The sequence below is a fragment of the Streptomyces boninensis genome, from assembly GCF_048572725.1.
Taxonomy (GTDB): domain Bacteria; phylum Actinomycetota; class Actinomycetes; order Streptomycetales; family Streptomycetaceae; genus Streptomyces; species Streptomyces boninensis.
On the sequence record NZ_CP183837.1, the window covers coordinates 4,517,628 to 4,531,450 of the forward strand.

Sequence of the window (13,823 nt, forward strand, 5' to 3'; positions counted from 1 at the left end):
TGCCGCCTCCCATGCCGGCCATGCCCCCGTACATGCCCGCATACATGCCCCCGGCCGCCCCCGCCCCGTCACCCCGCCGCCGCAAGGGCCCCTGGCTCCGTGCTGCCGCCGCCCTGCTCGCCTTCGCCCTCGCGGCCGGCGGCGGCTACTACGCCACCACCGAGGCCGACCGCGGCGACCTCCCGGCCCTGGCCACGAAGGGCGACGGCCGCTGGGACTACCCGGAGCTGAAGCTCCCCGCGCTCCCGGCGGGCACCCCGGGCCCCTTCGCGGCGGCCAACACCGGCAATGTCCACCACGCCGACCTCAGGGACCTGCTCCTCCCCGCCCCCGCGGGCGCCGAGCCGGACCCCGGCCTGCCCGGCAAGGACGGCTGGCTGTCGAACGCCGCCTACGCGAAGGCGTACGCGAAGGACGACCGCGACGAGCTGCTGCAAGAGCTCTCGGACAACGCCGTCCGGCACATCGCCGCCACCGGCTGGACCACCCCGGACGGCACCCGCACCCGCATCTACCTGCTGCAGTTCAACAGGGGCCCGATCGCCGTGCACTTCGACCGGCGGTGCTTCAACGGCACCATGGAGCCGGCGAGCCGGCTGGTCGGGGCGCCGACGGCCGAGGTCGACGACGGCTGGCGGGACGCGTACGAGCTGGACAACCTCCAGCTGAACGTCTACGACGATGCCAAGCCACGCGGCGCCGAGCACGTCCGGCAGGCGTACATCTACGCCGGGGACACGATCGGCATCGTCGTCCAGTCCCGGAAGGGGGAGGCTCCCCGGCTGCCGTTCCGGCAGGCGCTGGTGCTGCAGCAGCAACTGCTTGGCTGACCGGCCCGAGTCCCGCGCAGCCCCCGCCCGGCCCACCTCCGCGAGAGCGGACGGCCCCAGCCGGTTAGACTCGGCGGCGGTTCATCCACCGCAACGCCCGAGGGAACAGGTCCGTGATCCTCTTCTTCGAAATCCTGCTCGTACTGGTCGCCGTGGCCACACTCGCATTCGCGGGACTCACGGTGAAGAAGCTGTACCAGGGCCAGCGCTGACATGATCGAGATCCCCTCAGACCTGCACCCCGACCTGGTCCCCCTCGCTTTCCTCCTCGGCAACTGGGAAGGCGCGGGCGTGTCCGACTTCCCCGGCGGCGAGAAGTGCAACTTCGGCCAGGAAGTCACCTTCACCCACGACGGCCGCGACTTCCTCGAGTACACGTCCCACACCTGGGTCCTGGACGACGAGGGCAAGAAGGTCAGGCCGCTGGAGAGCGAGTCCGGCTACTGGCGGATCGACAAGGACCGCAAGGTCGATGTCGTGATGATCCGCGACGGCGGCGTGGCCGAGGTCTGGGCCGGTGAGATGGCGGAGGGCAAGCCGCAGATCGACCTGGCGACGGACGCGGTGGCGCGGACGGCGGCTTCGGAGCCGTACACGGGCGGGAAGCGGCTTTACGGGTACGTGAAGAGCGATCTGATGTGGGTCGGCGAGAAGGCGACGCCCGAGGTTCCGCTCCGGCCGTACATGTCGGCGCATCTGAAGAAGGTCGTCGACCCGAGCGAGTGGGCGAAGGACATCAAGGACCTGCCGGACGACGGCATCGCCTTTTTCCGCTAGTCGCCACTAGTTTCCGCCAGTCCATACACTGGGCCCTGTGGAGACCAAGGACTGGAAGACCGACCTGCGTGAGCGGGGCTATCGGCTGACGCCGCAGCGGCAGCTGGTGCTGGAGGCCGTCGACGCGCTGGAGCACGCGACTCCCGAGGACATCCTCGGCGAGGTCCGTAAGACGGCGGCTTCGGTCAATATCTCCACGGTCTACCGCACCCTGGACCTGCTCCAGGAGCTCGGCCTGGTCAGCCACGCCCACATCAGCCATGGCGCACCGACGTACCACATCGCCTCCCGGCACAACCACCTCCACCTGGTCTGCCGCGGCTGCGACGAGGTCCTGGAGGCCGACGCCGGGATCGCCGCGCCCTTTGCGGCGACGCTCCGGGAGACGTTCGGCTTCGAGACGGACCTGAAGCATTTCGCGATCTACGGCCGGTGTGGGAAGTGCGCTGCCAAGGAGTCGTAGCCGAGTCGTAGGCTGGTCGTATGGGTGATACTCCGACATCGACAGGCTCACCGCTGCTGTCCCTCCCCGGCGCCGTGGCCGGCGAGGCCCCGGACGAGGGCGTCGCGGCGCACTACGGCGACCTCTTCCGTGAGCAGCGCGCGCTGGCGGCCGGCGACGGCTTCGTCGACCTCTCGCACCGCGGCGTCGTCACGATCACCGGCGACGACCGCCTCTCCTGGCTGCACCTGCTGCTCACCCAGCATGTCGAGCAGCTCCAGCCCGGCGTCGCCACGGAGTCGCTGATCCTCTCCGCCAACGGCCACATCGAGCACGCGCTGTACCTGGTCGACGACGGCACCACCACGTGGGCCCATGTGGAGCCGGGCACGGCGGAGGCGCTGATCGCCTATCTGGAGAGCATGAAGTTCTTCTACCGGGTGGAGGTCACCGACCGCACCGATGAGTACGCGGTGGTGCACCTGCCCGCGGGCTCGATCGCGCCGGTCCCGGGGGATGCGGCGGTACGGGAGATGTCGTACGGCCGCGACGTCTTCCTCCCCCGTACGGAGCTGAAGTCCTTCGCCGCGGAGGCCGGCCCGCCGGCGGGCGTGCTGGCGTACGAGGCGCTGCGCGTCGAGGGGCACCGGCCGCGGCTCGGCCGGGAGACGGATCACCGCACGATTCCGCACGAGGTCGGCTGGATCGGCTCCGCGGTGCACCTGCAGAAGGGCTGCTATCGCGGCCAGGAGACGGTCGCCCGCGTCCACAACCTGGGGAAGCCCCCGCGCCGCCTGGTCTTCCTCCACCTGGACGGCAGCGAGGTGACCCTGCCGGGCCACGGCGCCCCGGTCCGGCTCGCCGCGGACGGCGAGGAGGGCCGCCAGCTGGGCTTCATCACGACGTCGGCGCGCCATCATGAGCTGGGTCCGATCGCGCTGGCGCTGGTGAAGCGGAACGTTCCGGCAGATGCCCCGCTGCTGGCGGCCGGCACGCCGGCGGCGCAGGAGGTCGTGGTCGAGCCGTAGGAGCCGCCGCCAGGCCTCCTACACCTCCAGCAGCACCGTGAACGGCCCGTCGTTCGTCAGACTCACGCGCATTGACGCGCCGAAGCGGCCGGTGTGCACCTCCGCGCCCAGCTCGCGGAGCTGCCTGACCACCTCGTCCACCAGCGGCTCGGCCACCTCCCCGGGCGCGGCGGCGTTCCACGTGGGGCGGCGGCCCTTGCGCGCGTCACCGTAAAGCGTGAACTGGCTGACGACGAGCAAAGGTGCGCCCGTATCCGAACAGGACTTCTCGCCCTGGAGAATCCGCAGCGTCCAGAGCTTCCGCGCCAGCTGCGCCGCCTTGGCGGCGGTGTCGTCGTGCGTGACCCCCACCAGCACACACAGCCCCTCGCCGACCACCTCCCCGGTCGTCTCGCCCTCGACCGTGACCGCCGCGCCGTCCACCCTCTGCACTACTGCTCGCATGCCGCCCATCATGCCTGGGCATGCCAGGGCCGTGCCCATTCGGGCGCAGGTGGCTGCGGCCGCACGCTCCGTAGTGGCACGATGGCGCATACGCGTCCGGACGAAGGGGACGGAAAGTACGCATGAGTTCACCCAGCGGGCCGGTGCCCACCGCCCGCGCCGAAGGCGCCGCGAACCACCTGCGCACACCCGCGCCGCGCCTGCCGCAGAGCGGCACCCCGGCCCCCCGCCTGGGCGGCCTCAGCCTGCCGGAGCTGCGCGAGCTGCGCCGCACCTCGCAGCAGGAGGAAGCCGACCTCTCCTACGTCCGCCGGCTGCTGCACGGCCGCATCGACATCCTGCGCGCCGAGCTGGCCCGCCGCACCGACCCGCAGACGCCCGTGCTCGACCGGCTGCCGGAGATCCTCACCGACGCCCCCTCGCCGGTACGGTCCTCGGCCCGCCATGTCACGCTCGGCACTCCCCTGCGTGAGGAGTACCGGGAGCTGGCCGAGCGGATGCTCGACGAGGTGGGTCTTTCGGACCTCGTCGCCCGTACGGAGGAGGAGCTGCACGAGGGTCTGCGCCGCCTCGCCCGCTACGAGCAGCAGGTCTCCCGCCGCCGCCAGCAGCTGCAGCGGACGGCGGACGAGTGCAGCGCGGAGATCGCCCGCCGGTACCGTGAAGGGGAAGCACAGGTCGACGACCTGCTGCCCTAGCACGTACCGGAAAGGCCACCGCCACCATGCACGACAACGCCCCGATAGCCGCGCCCCCCGTTCTGGCCGAGGTCGTCCGCTCCGGCTTCACCGAGGGGCGCCATCGGGGCTCGCTGGTGCTGCTCGCCGCCGACGGCAGCGTGCTGGAGTCGCTGGGCGAGGTCACGGCGCCGATATTTCCCCGCTCGTCCAATAAGCCGATGCAGGCCGCCGCGGTGCTACGGGCCGGCCTCGACCTCTCCGGCGAGCGGCTGGCGCTGGCCGCGGCGAGCCACTCCGGGGAGGGCTTCCACCTCGACCTCGTACAGAAGATGCTCGCCGAGCACGGGCTGAGCGAATCCGACCTGCGGTGCCCGCCTGACCTCCCTCTCGACCCCGCCGAGAAGGAGACCTACCTGGCCGCGGGCCGCTCCCGGTCCCGCGTCACCATGAACTGCTCCGGCAAGCACGCCGCGATGCTGGCCGCCTGCAAGCTGAACGGCTGGCCGCTGGAGAGCTATCTCGCCGCCGAGCACCCGCTGCAGCGCCTCGTCCACGACGTGGTGGAGGAGGCGAGCGGCGAGGAGGTGGCTGCGGTCGGCACGGACGGCTGCGGCGCACCGCTGATGGCGATATCCCTGACCGGCCTGGCCCGCGCCTTCCGCGCCTTCGTGCTGGCCGGCGAGGGCACGCCGGAGCGGCGGGTGGCGGATGCGATGCGGGCGCATCCCGAGTACGTGGCGGGGACCCGGCGGGCGGACACATGGCTGATGCAGGGGGTGCCGGGCGCACTGTCGAAGATGGGCGCGGAGGCGGTGCAGGCGGTGGCGCTGCCGGACGGCCGGGCGCTGGCCTTCAAGGTCGACGACGGCGGGCTGCGGGCGCTGGGGCCCGTACTGGCGCGGGCGCTGGACCGGCTCGGCGTGTCCGGGCCCGTCGTGAACCGGATCGGCGCGGCGCCGCTGCAGGGCGGCGGGGAGCGGGTGGGGGAAATCCGCGCGACTTTCTGAGCGGGCCCGGCCTAGCGTGAGCACCATGAGCCGAGACGCTGCTGTCTTCCGCCCGATCACCGACGACGAGTACCCGGCGTGGATGCGCGCCGTGGCCGTGGGCTTTCTGCGCCCGCCGAAGATCGACGAGGACGAGATCGCCTCGCGCCGGAAGGCATTCGGCCGGGACCGGGTGTACGGCGCGTTCGACGGCTCCGCCTGTGTCGGCACGTACCGCAGCTTCGACCAGGAGCTCACGATGCCGGGCGGCGCCTTCGTCTCCGCCAACGCGGTCTCGGCCGTGACCGTCTCCGCCACCCACCGCCGCCGCGGGCTGCTCAGCCAGGTGGTCACCGAGGACCTGGCGGCGGCGAAGGAGCGGGGGGATGTGGTCTCCACGCTGATCCCCGCCGAGTACCAGATCTACGGCCGCTTCGGCTACGGACCGACGACGCACGCCGCGGAGTGGACCATCGACGTCACCCGCGCCGCCCTGGACGGCCGCGCCGCGGCTCCCGCCGGAGGCTCGGTCGAGCTGGTGGACGCGGCGGCCGTACGGGAGTTGGGCCCGGGTCTGCATGAGCGCTTCCGCGCCGGCCGGGCGGGCGTGGTCTCCCGGCAGCCGCACTGGTGGAGCTGGAACACCGGCGAGGTGTGGGGGGCGAGCCAGGGGCCGTGGACGGAGCCGTTCTACGCGGTCTACCGGACCGCCTCCGGCGAGGTGGAGGGCCTGCTGGCGTACAAGGTGGACGTGAAGTGGGAGACGACGGGGCTGCAGCCCACCGGCAGGGCGGAGGTGCTGATGCACCTCGGCACCACGCCGGAGGCGGACCGGGCCCTATGGCTCTATCTCTTCTCGGTCGACTGGGTGACCGAGGTCGTGACGGGCCACCGGGCGCCCGACGATCTCCTCCCCTCCTACCTGGGAGATCCCCGGGCGGCCCGGATGACCCTGCACGCCGACACCCTGTGGACGCGTCCACTGGACGTGCCGAGGCTGCTGGAGTCCCGTACCTACGGCACCCCCGGCGCGCTCGTCCTCGACCTGCACGACAAGGCAGGCCTGGCGAACGGCCGCTTTCTCCTGGAGGCCGACGGCCCGGCGGGCGCGGCGCGGGCCACCTGCACCGCGACCACCAGGACCGCCGACCTCTCCCTCGGCGCCGCCGAGTTGGCGGCGCTGAGCCTGGGCGACGAGTCCGCGGTACGGCTCGCCGCGCTCGGCCGGGTCACGGAGGAGCGCGCGGGAGCGGCGGCGCAGGCTGATGCGCTGCTGCGGACGTCGCTGCGTCCTTGGTGTCCCGACATCTTCTAGGTCCCTTCTCAGCTGACGTAACCGACGACCACCAGCGCCACCACCCCCGCCATCAGCAGGATCAGACACCCGCCCCCGAAGTCCTCATCGAGGACCAGGAGGACAAGGACGAGCAGAAAGATGGCAAAGAGCATGTGATCGGCCTCCTCATCCCTGTCCTCTCGACACGTCTCTCAGATCCCTTGCGACACCAGCACGGCCAGCATGGCCGCGCCGACGCAACTGCAAGGGACGTGCTTCGCCTTCACCCCCACGGCGAGCAGCGCGAGCGCCACCGCCCCAGCAGGACCGAACGACGTCTGAACAAACCACTCGAACCCGACGACGAGGGCCGCCACGGCCAATGCATAAGCTGGCATGGTGCTCCCCCCCCTTCCACCGTCTGGCCACGTGCACTGCGGGTGCCGCCCATGCGCCGTTGAACGGGCGGGGAGATCATGGAGTCGGCCGGTCCGCCTACCCAACCTGGTTCAGATGGTTAAGTTGGTACCAACTCCACTAGATTCGTGCCCAGTTGGTAACGACCTTAAAACAACTTCCCAACAACTCAGGCCGATTGGCTGGAACCGGTGGGGTTGGCAGCGTTCCAGTCGCGATCCAGCGGGTGTCCAGTCGCGGTTCGAGCCACCTGGGGCCCACGAACGCCCTGCCAGGCAGGCCTTGCCTGTAGCTGTTGGCGTACGTCTACAACCAACTTCCGGCCATGTTGGCGGCTATGTCCAAACAAGTTTCATTCAACTGACGAGACTTGGTTGGTAGTTATAAGGTTGGTGCGTGGGCACCAACAGGTCAGTGAACGGATCCGCTTCACCCGAGGACGTCGCGGACGCGCTCCGAGACAGCATCCGCTCGGGTGAGCTGCGGCCGGGCGCCACCCTGCCCACCCAGAAGAAGCTCGCCGAGCAGTTCGGCGTCGAGCGCGGCACGGTGCGCCAGGCGCTGGAGCGGCTCAAGGCGGAGAACCTGCTGACGAACGTGGGGCGGGGCTCACCGCCGAAGGTGGCCGAGCGGCCCGCTGCCGAGGCGGACGACCCGCAGCCCGCCATCACCGCGCTGCTGGACCGGATCCTCGGCGCCTTCCGGCAGCAGCATGTGGTCCTCGACGCCTTCTCCCTCACCACCGAGACCCTCAACGCGGCGCTGCAGACCACGCACTCCGCCATCATCAGGCGGGAGATCGACCCGCCGGACTCCCTCAAGGTGCGGCTCATGGTGCCCACCCCGGACACCCGGCTCGCGCTGCCGAAGCTCGTCGACGACCTCGACGATCCCCGGCCGCTGCGCCGCCTGCAGAAGCTGATGCTCACCCAGCTCAGCCTCTTCGAGCACAACGTCACCTCGCTCGCCCGGCCCGAAAACGTGGATTTCACGATCAAGACCGTGCCGGTAACGCCCTCTTTCAAGCTCTACCTGCTCAACAGCACCGAGGCACTGATGGGGTACTACCCCGTATTCAAGAACGTGGTGCCCGACGACACAGCTCCTGGCAGCCACATGGAGATCTACGACTTCATGGGCCACACCACCAAGCTCTTCCGTTCCCGAACGGATGAGCTGCTGGCCGGCAGTCAGGATCCCGCATTCGTTCAGGAGTCCCAATCATGGTTCGACTCGTGGTGGGACACCATCGCCCAGGAATACGACCCCAGTGGCCAATGAACACCGAAACCCGGTCACGTCATGCGAGCAGCCCACTCGCATCTGTTTAATCTGATGCCAGGCGCGGACGCCCACCTCCTTCCGCCGCCCGGCTACCAGACGGGCATGGGGACCCGACCGGCCCTCAGCCCCGACATCTGCTGCGCTACTGTCAGTGCACCCGCTGACCAGCCGCGCAGCCGTCCGCCCAGCAGCCACCCTTCGACCAATCCTTCGCCGATGATTCTCTTCGCTCCCCGCCCCAGCCGCCGTCCTGATGAAGGCTGGTTCATGCGCCTGCTCCTGGAGTCGTACCGCCGCCTTCCGGGTGGGCAGCTACTGAGCGGGTACCACAACCACAACTACGTATTACGGCTGCACAATCCACTTGCCTGGATGATGCGCGTCGATCCCGGCACGCTCGGAATGTTCCGTACCCGCATTGACACCCTGCACGTGGTGCCGCGGCTCTGGCGCAATGAGGGCCAGATCCTCCAGGCCATACTGAACAATCCGCGGCTACAGGTGCCGCGACACCTCCGGTCGTTCGGGAACAGCTCCCTCCTCGAATTCCGGGACGGCGAAACGCTTTCGCAGGAGTTCCCGCACGGGGAACCGGTCAGTGAAGACGTGATCAGTTGCCTGGCCGATACGCTCACCGCCATTGCCGGTGTGCCGCCCGAAGACCTGCCTGACCGGCCGGCGCACTGGCCGTCGGACGATGACACGACGGGATTCCTGTCGCGGCTGATCGACCATTCCGAGATCCAGGTCTACGAGCGGTACCGCTCGTACTTTGCGGGCCTCTTCAGCGATCTGGGCATCACGGGTCATGCCGTATCACGCTTCCGGGGCCTCGCCGATCAGCTGAAGCCGCGACCGCTCTGCCTGGTACACACCGATCTCCACCGCGACAATTTCGTGCTGCTCCGGCACGGCGACGGCACCCCCAACCTCATGGTCCTCGACTGGGAGCTGGCGCTGTTCGGCGACCCCTTGCATGAGCTGGCAACTCATCTGGTCCGTATGGGCTACGACGATGACCAGCGCAAGCTGATGACGGAGTTGTGGCACGACCGGATGGCGGAGCAGGATCCGCGGATGCTGAACGGCTTCGACGAGGATCTCAAAACGTATATCGCGTTCGAGCGATCGCAGTCCATCTATGCGGACACCATGCGGGCCGCGCTTACTTTGCCGCGCGAGGTCGACGCCATCGACGATCCGGCGCTGACCACGGCGGCCGGCCTCGTGTGCCGAGCGCTGCGTTCCGGTTCGCCCGCCACCGGTCAACAGGCACCGCCCACCGAAGAAGACGCGGCCGCCGCATTGCTCAACTGGCACACCAGCACCACCGCTATGCCGAATGCCTGATCCGCGATCTGCGTGACGCCGAGCGCGGGCGGCCGGGGCGCAACTGCTGGCGGAGCTCGCGCGCTGGTACCCTCCGCATGTCGCACACTCGCGGCGGATCTGCTGGGCTGGATGGCGTAGGAGCAGTGTGGCGAACATCCATCAACTGCTTGCACCGGCCAAGTGCATACTCTTCGACTTCGACGGACCGGTCTGCCAGCTTTTTCCCGGCCCGGACGCGGTGCTGGTGGCCGTGCGGCTGCGCCGGTGGCTGCTCGAGACCGATCACATCGACCTGCTCACGCAGCAGTTGCGCACCTCGCACGACGCCTACGCGATCCTGGACCATCTGGCGCGTACGGCCCGTGACAAAGGGGTCATGGAGAAGCGGGTGGTGACGGCGGCCGAGCGATTCCTCGAAGAGGAGGAGATCGAAGCGGTGCGCGGAGCACGCGACACCCGGGACGCGGCCGAGCTGATAAAGACTCTCGCCGGGAAGGACAGGAAGCTTGCGGTGACCACGAACAACTCGCCCACCGCAGTCCACGAATACCTGACCTCACGCGGCCTGCGCGACTATTTCGACGCGGGGATACATGGCCGCACCCCCGCCGCCGACTCCCTGAAGCCCAATCCGTTCTGCGTGCAGCAGGCGCTGAAGACCGCCGGTGTGCCGCCGAAGGAAGCCCTGCTCATAGGCGACACCACGAAGGACTTCCGCGCCGCCGACAGCGCGGGCGTGCCGTTCCTCGGCTTTGCCACCGGCCCGGAGGGCGCGGCAAAGCTGCAGAGCGTGGGCACGCAGACGATGACCTCCAGCCTCTCTCCCGTGCTCCAGGCCGCCCGCGAGATGTGAGCCCCGGCCTGCTCGCGTACCCAACCGCCCCCGAGCCACCCCGGAACGATGCCGTCCACCACCTCCGCCGACGCCGCGGCACGGCTGCTCACCGACGCCGACTGCGTTCTCTTCGACTTCGACGGGCCGCTGTGCCGGCTGTTCGCGGGGCCCCCGGGCGCCGCCGGCATCGCCGCCGAGCTGCGCCGGCCGCTGACCGGCCAACTGCTCGACAGCGTCGCGACGATCGACGACCCGCACGAGGTCTACCGCCGCACGTCCCGGGCGCTGCGCCGCCCCGGCCAGCCGGAGGACCACCGCGTTACGGGCATGCGCAAGCGCCTGGACGAGCTGGAGATCGCGGCGGCCGGGACCGCGGAGCCCGCCCCGGGGGCGGCTGAGCTGCTGCGGCTGCTGTCCGGTTTGAGGAAGCCGCTGGCGGTCGTGTCCAACAATTGCGAGGCCGCGGTGCGCGCCTACCTGGACCGCGCGGACCTGGCCCACTACTTCACCGGCCCGGTCATCGGGCGCGACGACGACTCCGCCCTCATGAAGCCCGACCCGGCGCCCGTCCGGCGCGCGCTGGAGGGGCTGGGCGCCGCTCCCGGCCGCTGCCTGCTCATCGGCGACTCGCTTGCGGACGCCGAGGCCGCGGCCGCGGCCGGCATGCCCTTCCTCGGCTGTCACCACGACTCCGGCAAGCGCCGGCTGCTCGGGGCGGTCCGGGGCGTACGCCACGTGGTGGCCGAACTCGCCGTGCTGGTGGCCTTGCTGCGTGCGTAGGAGCCGGTGTCTAAGGTGAAGGCATGAGCGATGCAATGCCCGGCCGCAGCCAGTCCGAGTCGCCCGACAACACCGAGCATGCGCATGATCCCGAGGTGCTCGAGCTGGCCGGGAAGGTGTTCGACCTGGCGCGGCAGGGGGAGGCGGACACCCTTGCGGCGTACGTGGATGCCGGGGTGCCGGCGACGCTGACCAATGACAAGGGCGACACGCTCGTGATGCTCGCCGCCTATCACGGGCATGCCGATGCCGTGCGGGTGCTGCTGGAGCGCGGGGCGGATGCCGATCAGGTGAATGACCGGGGGCAGACGCCGCTGGCGGGGGCCGTCTTCAAGGGGGCGGATGACGTGGTGCGGGTTCTGGTCGAGCATGGGGCTGATCCGGGCGCCGGGACGCCGTCGGCCGTTGATACGGCGAGGATGTTCGAGAAGGACGCGCTGGTGCAGCTGTTCAGCGAGCGCGGCGGCGACGCGTAACGCGATACAGTCGCGATATGTGTCGTGCGACACAGTAGCTAGCGAGTGCTTGCAATAGTTAGCACGGCGCGGCAGCCTGGAGGCATGGCTTCACTCAACCCCGGTGGCATCGGAGAGTTCCTGCGGGAGCAGCGGCGCAATGCGCGGCTGAGCCTGCGGCAGCTCGCCGATGCGGCCGGGGTGTCCAATCCGTATCTCAGCCAGATCGAGCGCGGGCTGCGCAAGCCGAGCGCGGAGATTCTGCAGCAGCTCGCCAAGGCGCTGCGGATCTCGGCGGAGACGCTGTATGTGCAGGCCGGGATCCTCGAGGCCGAGCGGGAGGGAGCGGGCGAGACGGCCGCGGGCGCCGCCGTGCGGCACGCCGTCCTCGTCGACCCGTCGATCAGCGAGCGGCAGAAGCAGGCGCTGCTGCAGATCTACGACTCCTTCCGCAAGGAGAACGAGTACGCAGCCGATCCGGCCGGCGATTCCGGTCCCGCCGGCTCCTCTGGCCCATCCTCAGGGAGGGAACCCTCATGACCATCCAGGACGACGTCCGCAAGACGCTCACCGACCCCACCCCGCTCTACGCCGTCGCCGGCACCGCCGACCTCGTACGGGAAAAGCTCCAGGAGGTGCCCGCGCTCGTCGAGAAGCTCCGCGAGCAGGCTCCGGAGCGTATCGAGAAGCTGCGCGAGACCGACCCGAAGGCCGTGCAGGACCGCGCGACCGAGCGGGCCAAGGAGGCGCAGACCAAGCTGACCGAGGCGCTCGGCAACCTGGACACCGACATCAAGAAGCTGCGCGAGTCCGCCCAGGACCTGGCGCTGCAGGGTGTCGGCCGGGCCGCCGAGTACGCGGTCAAGGCGCGGGAGACGTACGACGAGCTGGCCGAGCGCGGGCAGAAGGCCGTCAAGGAGTGGCGCGGCGAGGCCGCCGACGCGATCGAGGTGACCACCGAGATCGTGCGTCCGGAGCCGGAGCCCGCGGTCGCGGCGGAGCCGGAGCCGAAGGCCGACGCCAAGGCTGAGCCGAAGGCCGAGCCCAAGGCCGCCGACGAGCCGAAGCCGGCCGCGGCCGCCGCCAAGCCCGCGGCGAAGAAGACCGCCGCGAAGAAGACGGCTCCGGCGGCGAAGAAGACGACCGCCAAGAAGACGACGGCGGCGAAGAAGAACGAGAGCTGAGCGAGAAGCTGAGCGCCGTACCCCACGCGGGCCGGGCACATACCCTGTGTCCGGCCCGTTGTACGGGTACGGTTTCCTAAGTTGAGGCCTTCAATTTTTTGGCGGTGGTTCGGGTGCTGGTGAACGGCTTCTACTCGGTGATCGGCTGGATCTTCCTGGCCCTCACCGTTTTCTCGGGCGTGGCGCTCGTGATGGCGGCGATCGCCCGCGAGGACGCCTACCGGGCCGCGAGCAAGAACACCAAGCAGTTCTGGCTGATCATCCTGGGCGTCGCCTTTGCGATCATGCTGCTGGTGCCGATGATGTTCCTGCAGATCATCGCCGTGATCGCGGCCATCGTCTTCATGGTCGATGTGCGGCCGGCGCTGCGGCAGGTCTCCGGCAAGGGCGGCGGGCGCCGCGGCTCCAGCTCGGACGGGCCGTACGGGCCGTACAACGGCGGGCGGTAGCGCCGCCGACGCTTATAGCCCGTACCGGACTATCTGTTACGGAACTACACTGGGCGCCATGACCGCCATGGCGCCCAATCGCACCCAGCCCGACCTCTCCTTCCTGCTGGACCACACCAGCCACGTCCTGCGCACCCGCATGTCCGCCGCGCTCGCCGAGCTCGGCCTGACCGCGCGCATGCACTGCGTGCTGGTCCACGCCATCGGTGAGGAACGCACCCAGGCCCAGCTCGCCGAGATCGGCGACATGGACAAGACCACGATGGTGGTCACGGTCGACGCCCTGGAGAAGGCCGGCCTCGCCGAGCGGCGCCCGTCCAGTACGGACCGGCGCGCGCGCATCATCGCGGTCACCGAGGACGGTGCGCGGATGGCCGAGCGCAGCCAGGACGTCGTCGACCGGGTGCACCAGGAGGCGCTCGACTCCCTCTCCGCGGGTTCGCGCAATGCCCTGCTCGACGGCCTGAAGCTGCTGGTCGGCGGACATCTCGCCGCACCCGCCGAATCTCCTCGCCCGGCCCGCCGGGCACGGCAGCGCGAGAAGTAATGCCCAAATAGATAGTCTGCAACGGAACTATCTGCTACGGTCTTTCCTGTCGCCCTCGCTACTGCTTGCTCCACTCC

At 69.8% G+C, this 13,823-nt stretch carries 19 protein-coding genes; 16 read left to right on the forward strand and 3 right to left on the reverse strand.

What is annotated here, in order from left to right; translation table 11 throughout:
• The first annotated feature begins 32 nt into the window (after positions 1–32).
• From ACNNMR_RS20485 to ACNNMR_RS20500, 4 genes are all read left to right on the forward strand, one after another.
• Positions 33–830: a hypothetical protein gene (locus tag ACNNMR_RS20485; RefSeq protein ID WP_419996097.1), complete on the forward strand. Its 798-nt coding sequence runs from the start codon at positions 33–35 to the stop codon at positions 828–830.
• A 213-nt stretch (positions 831–1,043) separates the two neighbouring features.
• Positions 1,044–1,607 carry an FABP family protein gene (locus ACNNMR_RS20490; protein ID WP_419996098.1) on the forward strand — a complete coding sequence of 188 codons (564 nt, stop codon included), beginning with the start codon at positions 1,044–1,046 and terminating at the stop codon, positions 1,605–1,607.
• A 37-nt stretch (positions 1,608–1,644) separates the two neighbouring features.
• The gene (locus tag ACNNMR_RS20495; protein WP_419996099.1) at positions 1,645–2,070 is read left to right on the forward strand and encodes a Fur family transcriptional regulator; all 426 of its coding nucleotides are present in this window, start codon (positions 1,645–1,647) and stop codon (positions 2,068–2,070) included.
• A gap of 20 nt (positions 2,071–2,090) precedes the next feature.
• Complete coding sequence (locus tag ACNNMR_RS20500; protein WP_419996100.1) at positions 2,091–3,077, forward strand: YgfZ/GcvT domain-containing protein; 987 nt, start codon at positions 2,091–2,093, stop codon at positions 3,075–3,077.
• Positions 3,078–3,095: 18 nt separating this feature from the next.
• Here the strand turns inward: ACNNMR_RS20500 and dtd are convergent, their stop codons facing one another.
• Positions 3,096–3,521: a D-aminoacyl-tRNA deacylase gene (gene dtd / locus ACNNMR_RS20505; RefSeq protein ID WP_419996101.1), complete on the reverse strand. Its 426-nt coding sequence runs from the start codon at positions 3,519–3,521 to the stop codon at positions 3,096–3,098.
• 122 nt (positions 3,522–3,643) lie between these two features.
• Between dtd and ACNNMR_RS20510 the strand changes: the two genes are divergently transcribed.
• The 3 genes from ACNNMR_RS20510 to ACNNMR_RS20520 are packed head-to-tail and all read left to right on the forward strand — an operon-like array spanning position 3,644 to position 6,502.
• On the forward strand, positions 3,644–4,219 hold the full coding sequence (locus tag ACNNMR_RS20510) for an ABC transporter substrate-binding protein (protein ID WP_419996102.1): 576 nt from the start codon (positions 3,644–3,646) through the stop codon (positions 4,217–4,219).
• A gap of 26 nt (positions 4,220–4,245) precedes the next feature.
• The gene (locus tag ACNNMR_RS20515; RefSeq protein WP_419996103.1) at positions 4,246–5,208 is read left to right on the forward strand and encodes an asparaginase; all 963 of its coding nucleotides are present in this window, start codon (positions 4,246–4,248) and stop codon (positions 5,206–5,208) included.
• Between the two features lie 25 nt (positions 5,209–5,233).
• Entirely contained in the window at positions 5,234–6,502 is a 1,269-nt protein-coding gene (locus ACNNMR_RS20520) for a GNAT family N-acetyltransferase (protein WP_419996104.1), read from the forward strand.
• An 8-nt stretch (positions 6,503–6,510) separates the two neighbouring features.
• Here the strand turns inward: ACNNMR_RS20520 and ACNNMR_RS20525 are convergent, their stop codons facing one another.
• Together ACNNMR_RS20525 and ACNNMR_RS20530 are read right to left on the reverse strand one after the other, a co-directional pair.
• On the reverse strand, positions 6,511–6,636 hold the full coding sequence (locus ACNNMR_RS20525) for a hypothetical protein (protein WP_419996105.1): 126 nt from the start codon (positions 6,634–6,636) through the stop codon (positions 6,511–6,513).
• Between the two features lie 39 nt (positions 6,637–6,675).
• A complete protein-coding gene (locus tag ACNNMR_RS20530; protein ID WP_419996106.1) occupies positions 6,676–6,861 on the reverse strand; it encodes a hypothetical protein in 186 nt (61 codons plus the stop codon).
• Between the two features lie 433 nt (positions 6,862–7,294).
• Here ACNNMR_RS20530 and ACNNMR_RS20535 point away from each other — a divergent pair, with 433 nt between their 5' ends.
• From ACNNMR_RS20535 to ACNNMR_RS20575, 9 genes are all read left to right on the forward strand, one after another.
• Entirely contained in the window at positions 7,295–8,161 is an 867-nt protein-coding gene (locus ACNNMR_RS20535) for a GntR family transcriptional regulator (RefSeq protein WP_419996107.1), read from the forward strand.
• A gap of 219 nt (positions 8,162–8,380) precedes the next feature.
• The gene (locus ACNNMR_RS20540) at positions 8,381–9,514 is read left to right on the forward strand and encodes a phosphotransferase family protein (protein WP_419996108.1); all 1,134 of its coding nucleotides are present in this window, start codon (positions 8,381–8,383) and stop codon (positions 9,512–9,514) included.
• 127 nt (positions 9,515–9,641) lie between these two features.
• Complete coding sequence (locus tag ACNNMR_RS20545) at positions 9,642–10,349, forward strand: HAD family hydrolase (RefSeq protein ID WP_419996109.1); 708 nt, start codon at positions 9,642–9,644, stop codon at positions 10,347–10,349.
• Between the two features lie 48 nt (positions 10,350–10,397).
• On the forward strand, positions 10,398–11,111 hold the full coding sequence (locus ACNNMR_RS20550) for an HAD family hydrolase (protein WP_419996110.1): 714 nt from the start codon (positions 10,398–10,400) through the stop codon (positions 11,109–11,111).
• A gap of 23 nt (positions 11,112–11,134) precedes the next feature.
• A complete protein-coding gene (locus ACNNMR_RS20555) occupies positions 11,135–11,587 on the forward strand; it encodes an ankyrin repeat domain-containing protein (protein ID WP_419996111.1) in 453 nt (150 codons plus the stop codon).
• Between the two features lie 84 nt (positions 11,588–11,671).
• Positions 11,672–12,106: a helix-turn-helix domain-containing protein gene (locus ACNNMR_RS20560; RefSeq protein ID WP_419996112.1), complete on the forward strand. Its 435-nt coding sequence runs from the start codon at positions 11,672–11,674 to the stop codon at positions 12,104–12,106.
• Positions 12,103–12,750 (forward strand): hypothetical protein, encoded by a 648-nt coding sequence (locus ACNNMR_RS20565; protein WP_419996113.1) that lies wholly within the window; start codon positions 12,103–12,105, stop codon positions 12,748–12,750. The genes ACNNMR_RS20560 and ACNNMR_RS20565 overlap by 4 nt, the downstream gene beginning before the upstream one ends.
• A 113-nt stretch (positions 12,751–12,863) precedes the next feature.
• On the forward strand, positions 12,864–13,199 hold the full coding sequence (locus ACNNMR_RS20570) for a DUF2516 family protein (RefSeq protein ID WP_420000424.1): 336 nt from the start codon (positions 12,864–12,866) through the stop codon (positions 13,197–13,199).
• 58 nt (positions 13,200–13,257) lie between these two features.
• Positions 13,258–13,746 carry a MarR family winged helix-turn-helix transcriptional regulator gene (locus tag ACNNMR_RS20575; RefSeq protein WP_419996114.1) on the forward strand — a complete coding sequence of 163 codons (489 nt, stop codon included), beginning with the start codon at positions 13,258–13,260 and terminating at the stop codon, positions 13,744–13,746.
• The last annotated feature ends 77 nt before the right edge of the window (positions 13,747–13,823 follow it).

Coding starts and splice junctions, on each gene's coding strand:
- ACNNMR_RS20485 (WP_419996097.1), top strand. CDS start 33: ATGCCCGCATACATGCCCCCGGCCGCCCCCGCCCCGTCACCCCGCCGC.
- ACNNMR_RS20540 (WP_419996108.1), top strand. CDS start 8,381: ATGATTCTCTTCGCTCCCCGCCCCAGCCGCCGTCCTGATGAAGGCTGG.
- ACNNMR_RS20525 (WP_419996105.1), bottom strand. CDS start 6,636: ATGCTCTTTGCCATCTTTCTGCTCGTCCTTGTCCTCCTGGTCCTCGAT.
- ACNNMR_RS20560 (WP_419996112.1), top strand. CDS start 11,672: ATGGCTTCACTCAACCCCGGTGGCATCGGAGAGTTCCTGCGGGAGCAG.
- ACNNMR_RS20550 (WP_419996110.1), top strand. CDS start 10,398: ATGCCGTCCACCACCTCCGCCGACGCCGCGGCACGGCTGCTCACCGAC.
- ACNNMR_RS20520 (WP_419996104.1), top strand. CDS start 5,234: ATGAGCCGAGACGCTGCTGTCTTCCGCCCGATCACCGACGACGAGTAC.
- ACNNMR_RS20500 (WP_419996100.1), top strand. CDS start 2,091: ATGGGTGATACTCCGACATCGACAGGCTCACCGCTGCTGTCCCTCCCC.
- ACNNMR_RS20510 (WP_419996102.1), top strand. CDS start 3,644: ATGAGTTCACCCAGCGGGCCGGTGCCCACCGCCCGCGCCGAAGGCGCC.
- ACNNMR_RS20575 (WP_419996114.1), top strand. CDS start 13,258: ATGACCGCCATGGCGCCCAATCGCACCCAGCCCGACCTCTCCTTCCTG.
- ACNNMR_RS20565 (WP_419996113.1), top strand. CDS start 12,103: ATGACCATCCAGGACGACGTCCGCAAGACGCTCACCGACCCCACCCCG.
- ACNNMR_RS20515 (WP_419996103.1), top strand. CDS start 4,246: ATGCACGACAACGCCCCGATAGCCGCGCCCCCCGTTCTGGCCGAGGTC.
- dtd (WP_419996101.1), bottom strand. CDS start 3,521: ATGCGAGCAGTAGTGCAGAGGGTGGACGGCGCGGCGGTCACGGTCGAG.
- ACNNMR_RS20555 (WP_419996111.1), top strand. CDS start 11,135: ATGAGCGATGCAATGCCCGGCCGCAGCCAGTCCGAGTCGCCCGACAAC.
- ACNNMR_RS20530 (WP_419996106.1), bottom strand. CDS start 6,861: ATGCCAGCTTATGCATTGGCCGTGGCGGCCCTCGTCGTCGGGTTCGAG.
- ACNNMR_RS20490 (WP_419996098.1), top strand. CDS start 1,044: ATGATCGAGATCCCCTCAGACCTGCACCCCGACCTGGTCCCCCTCGCT.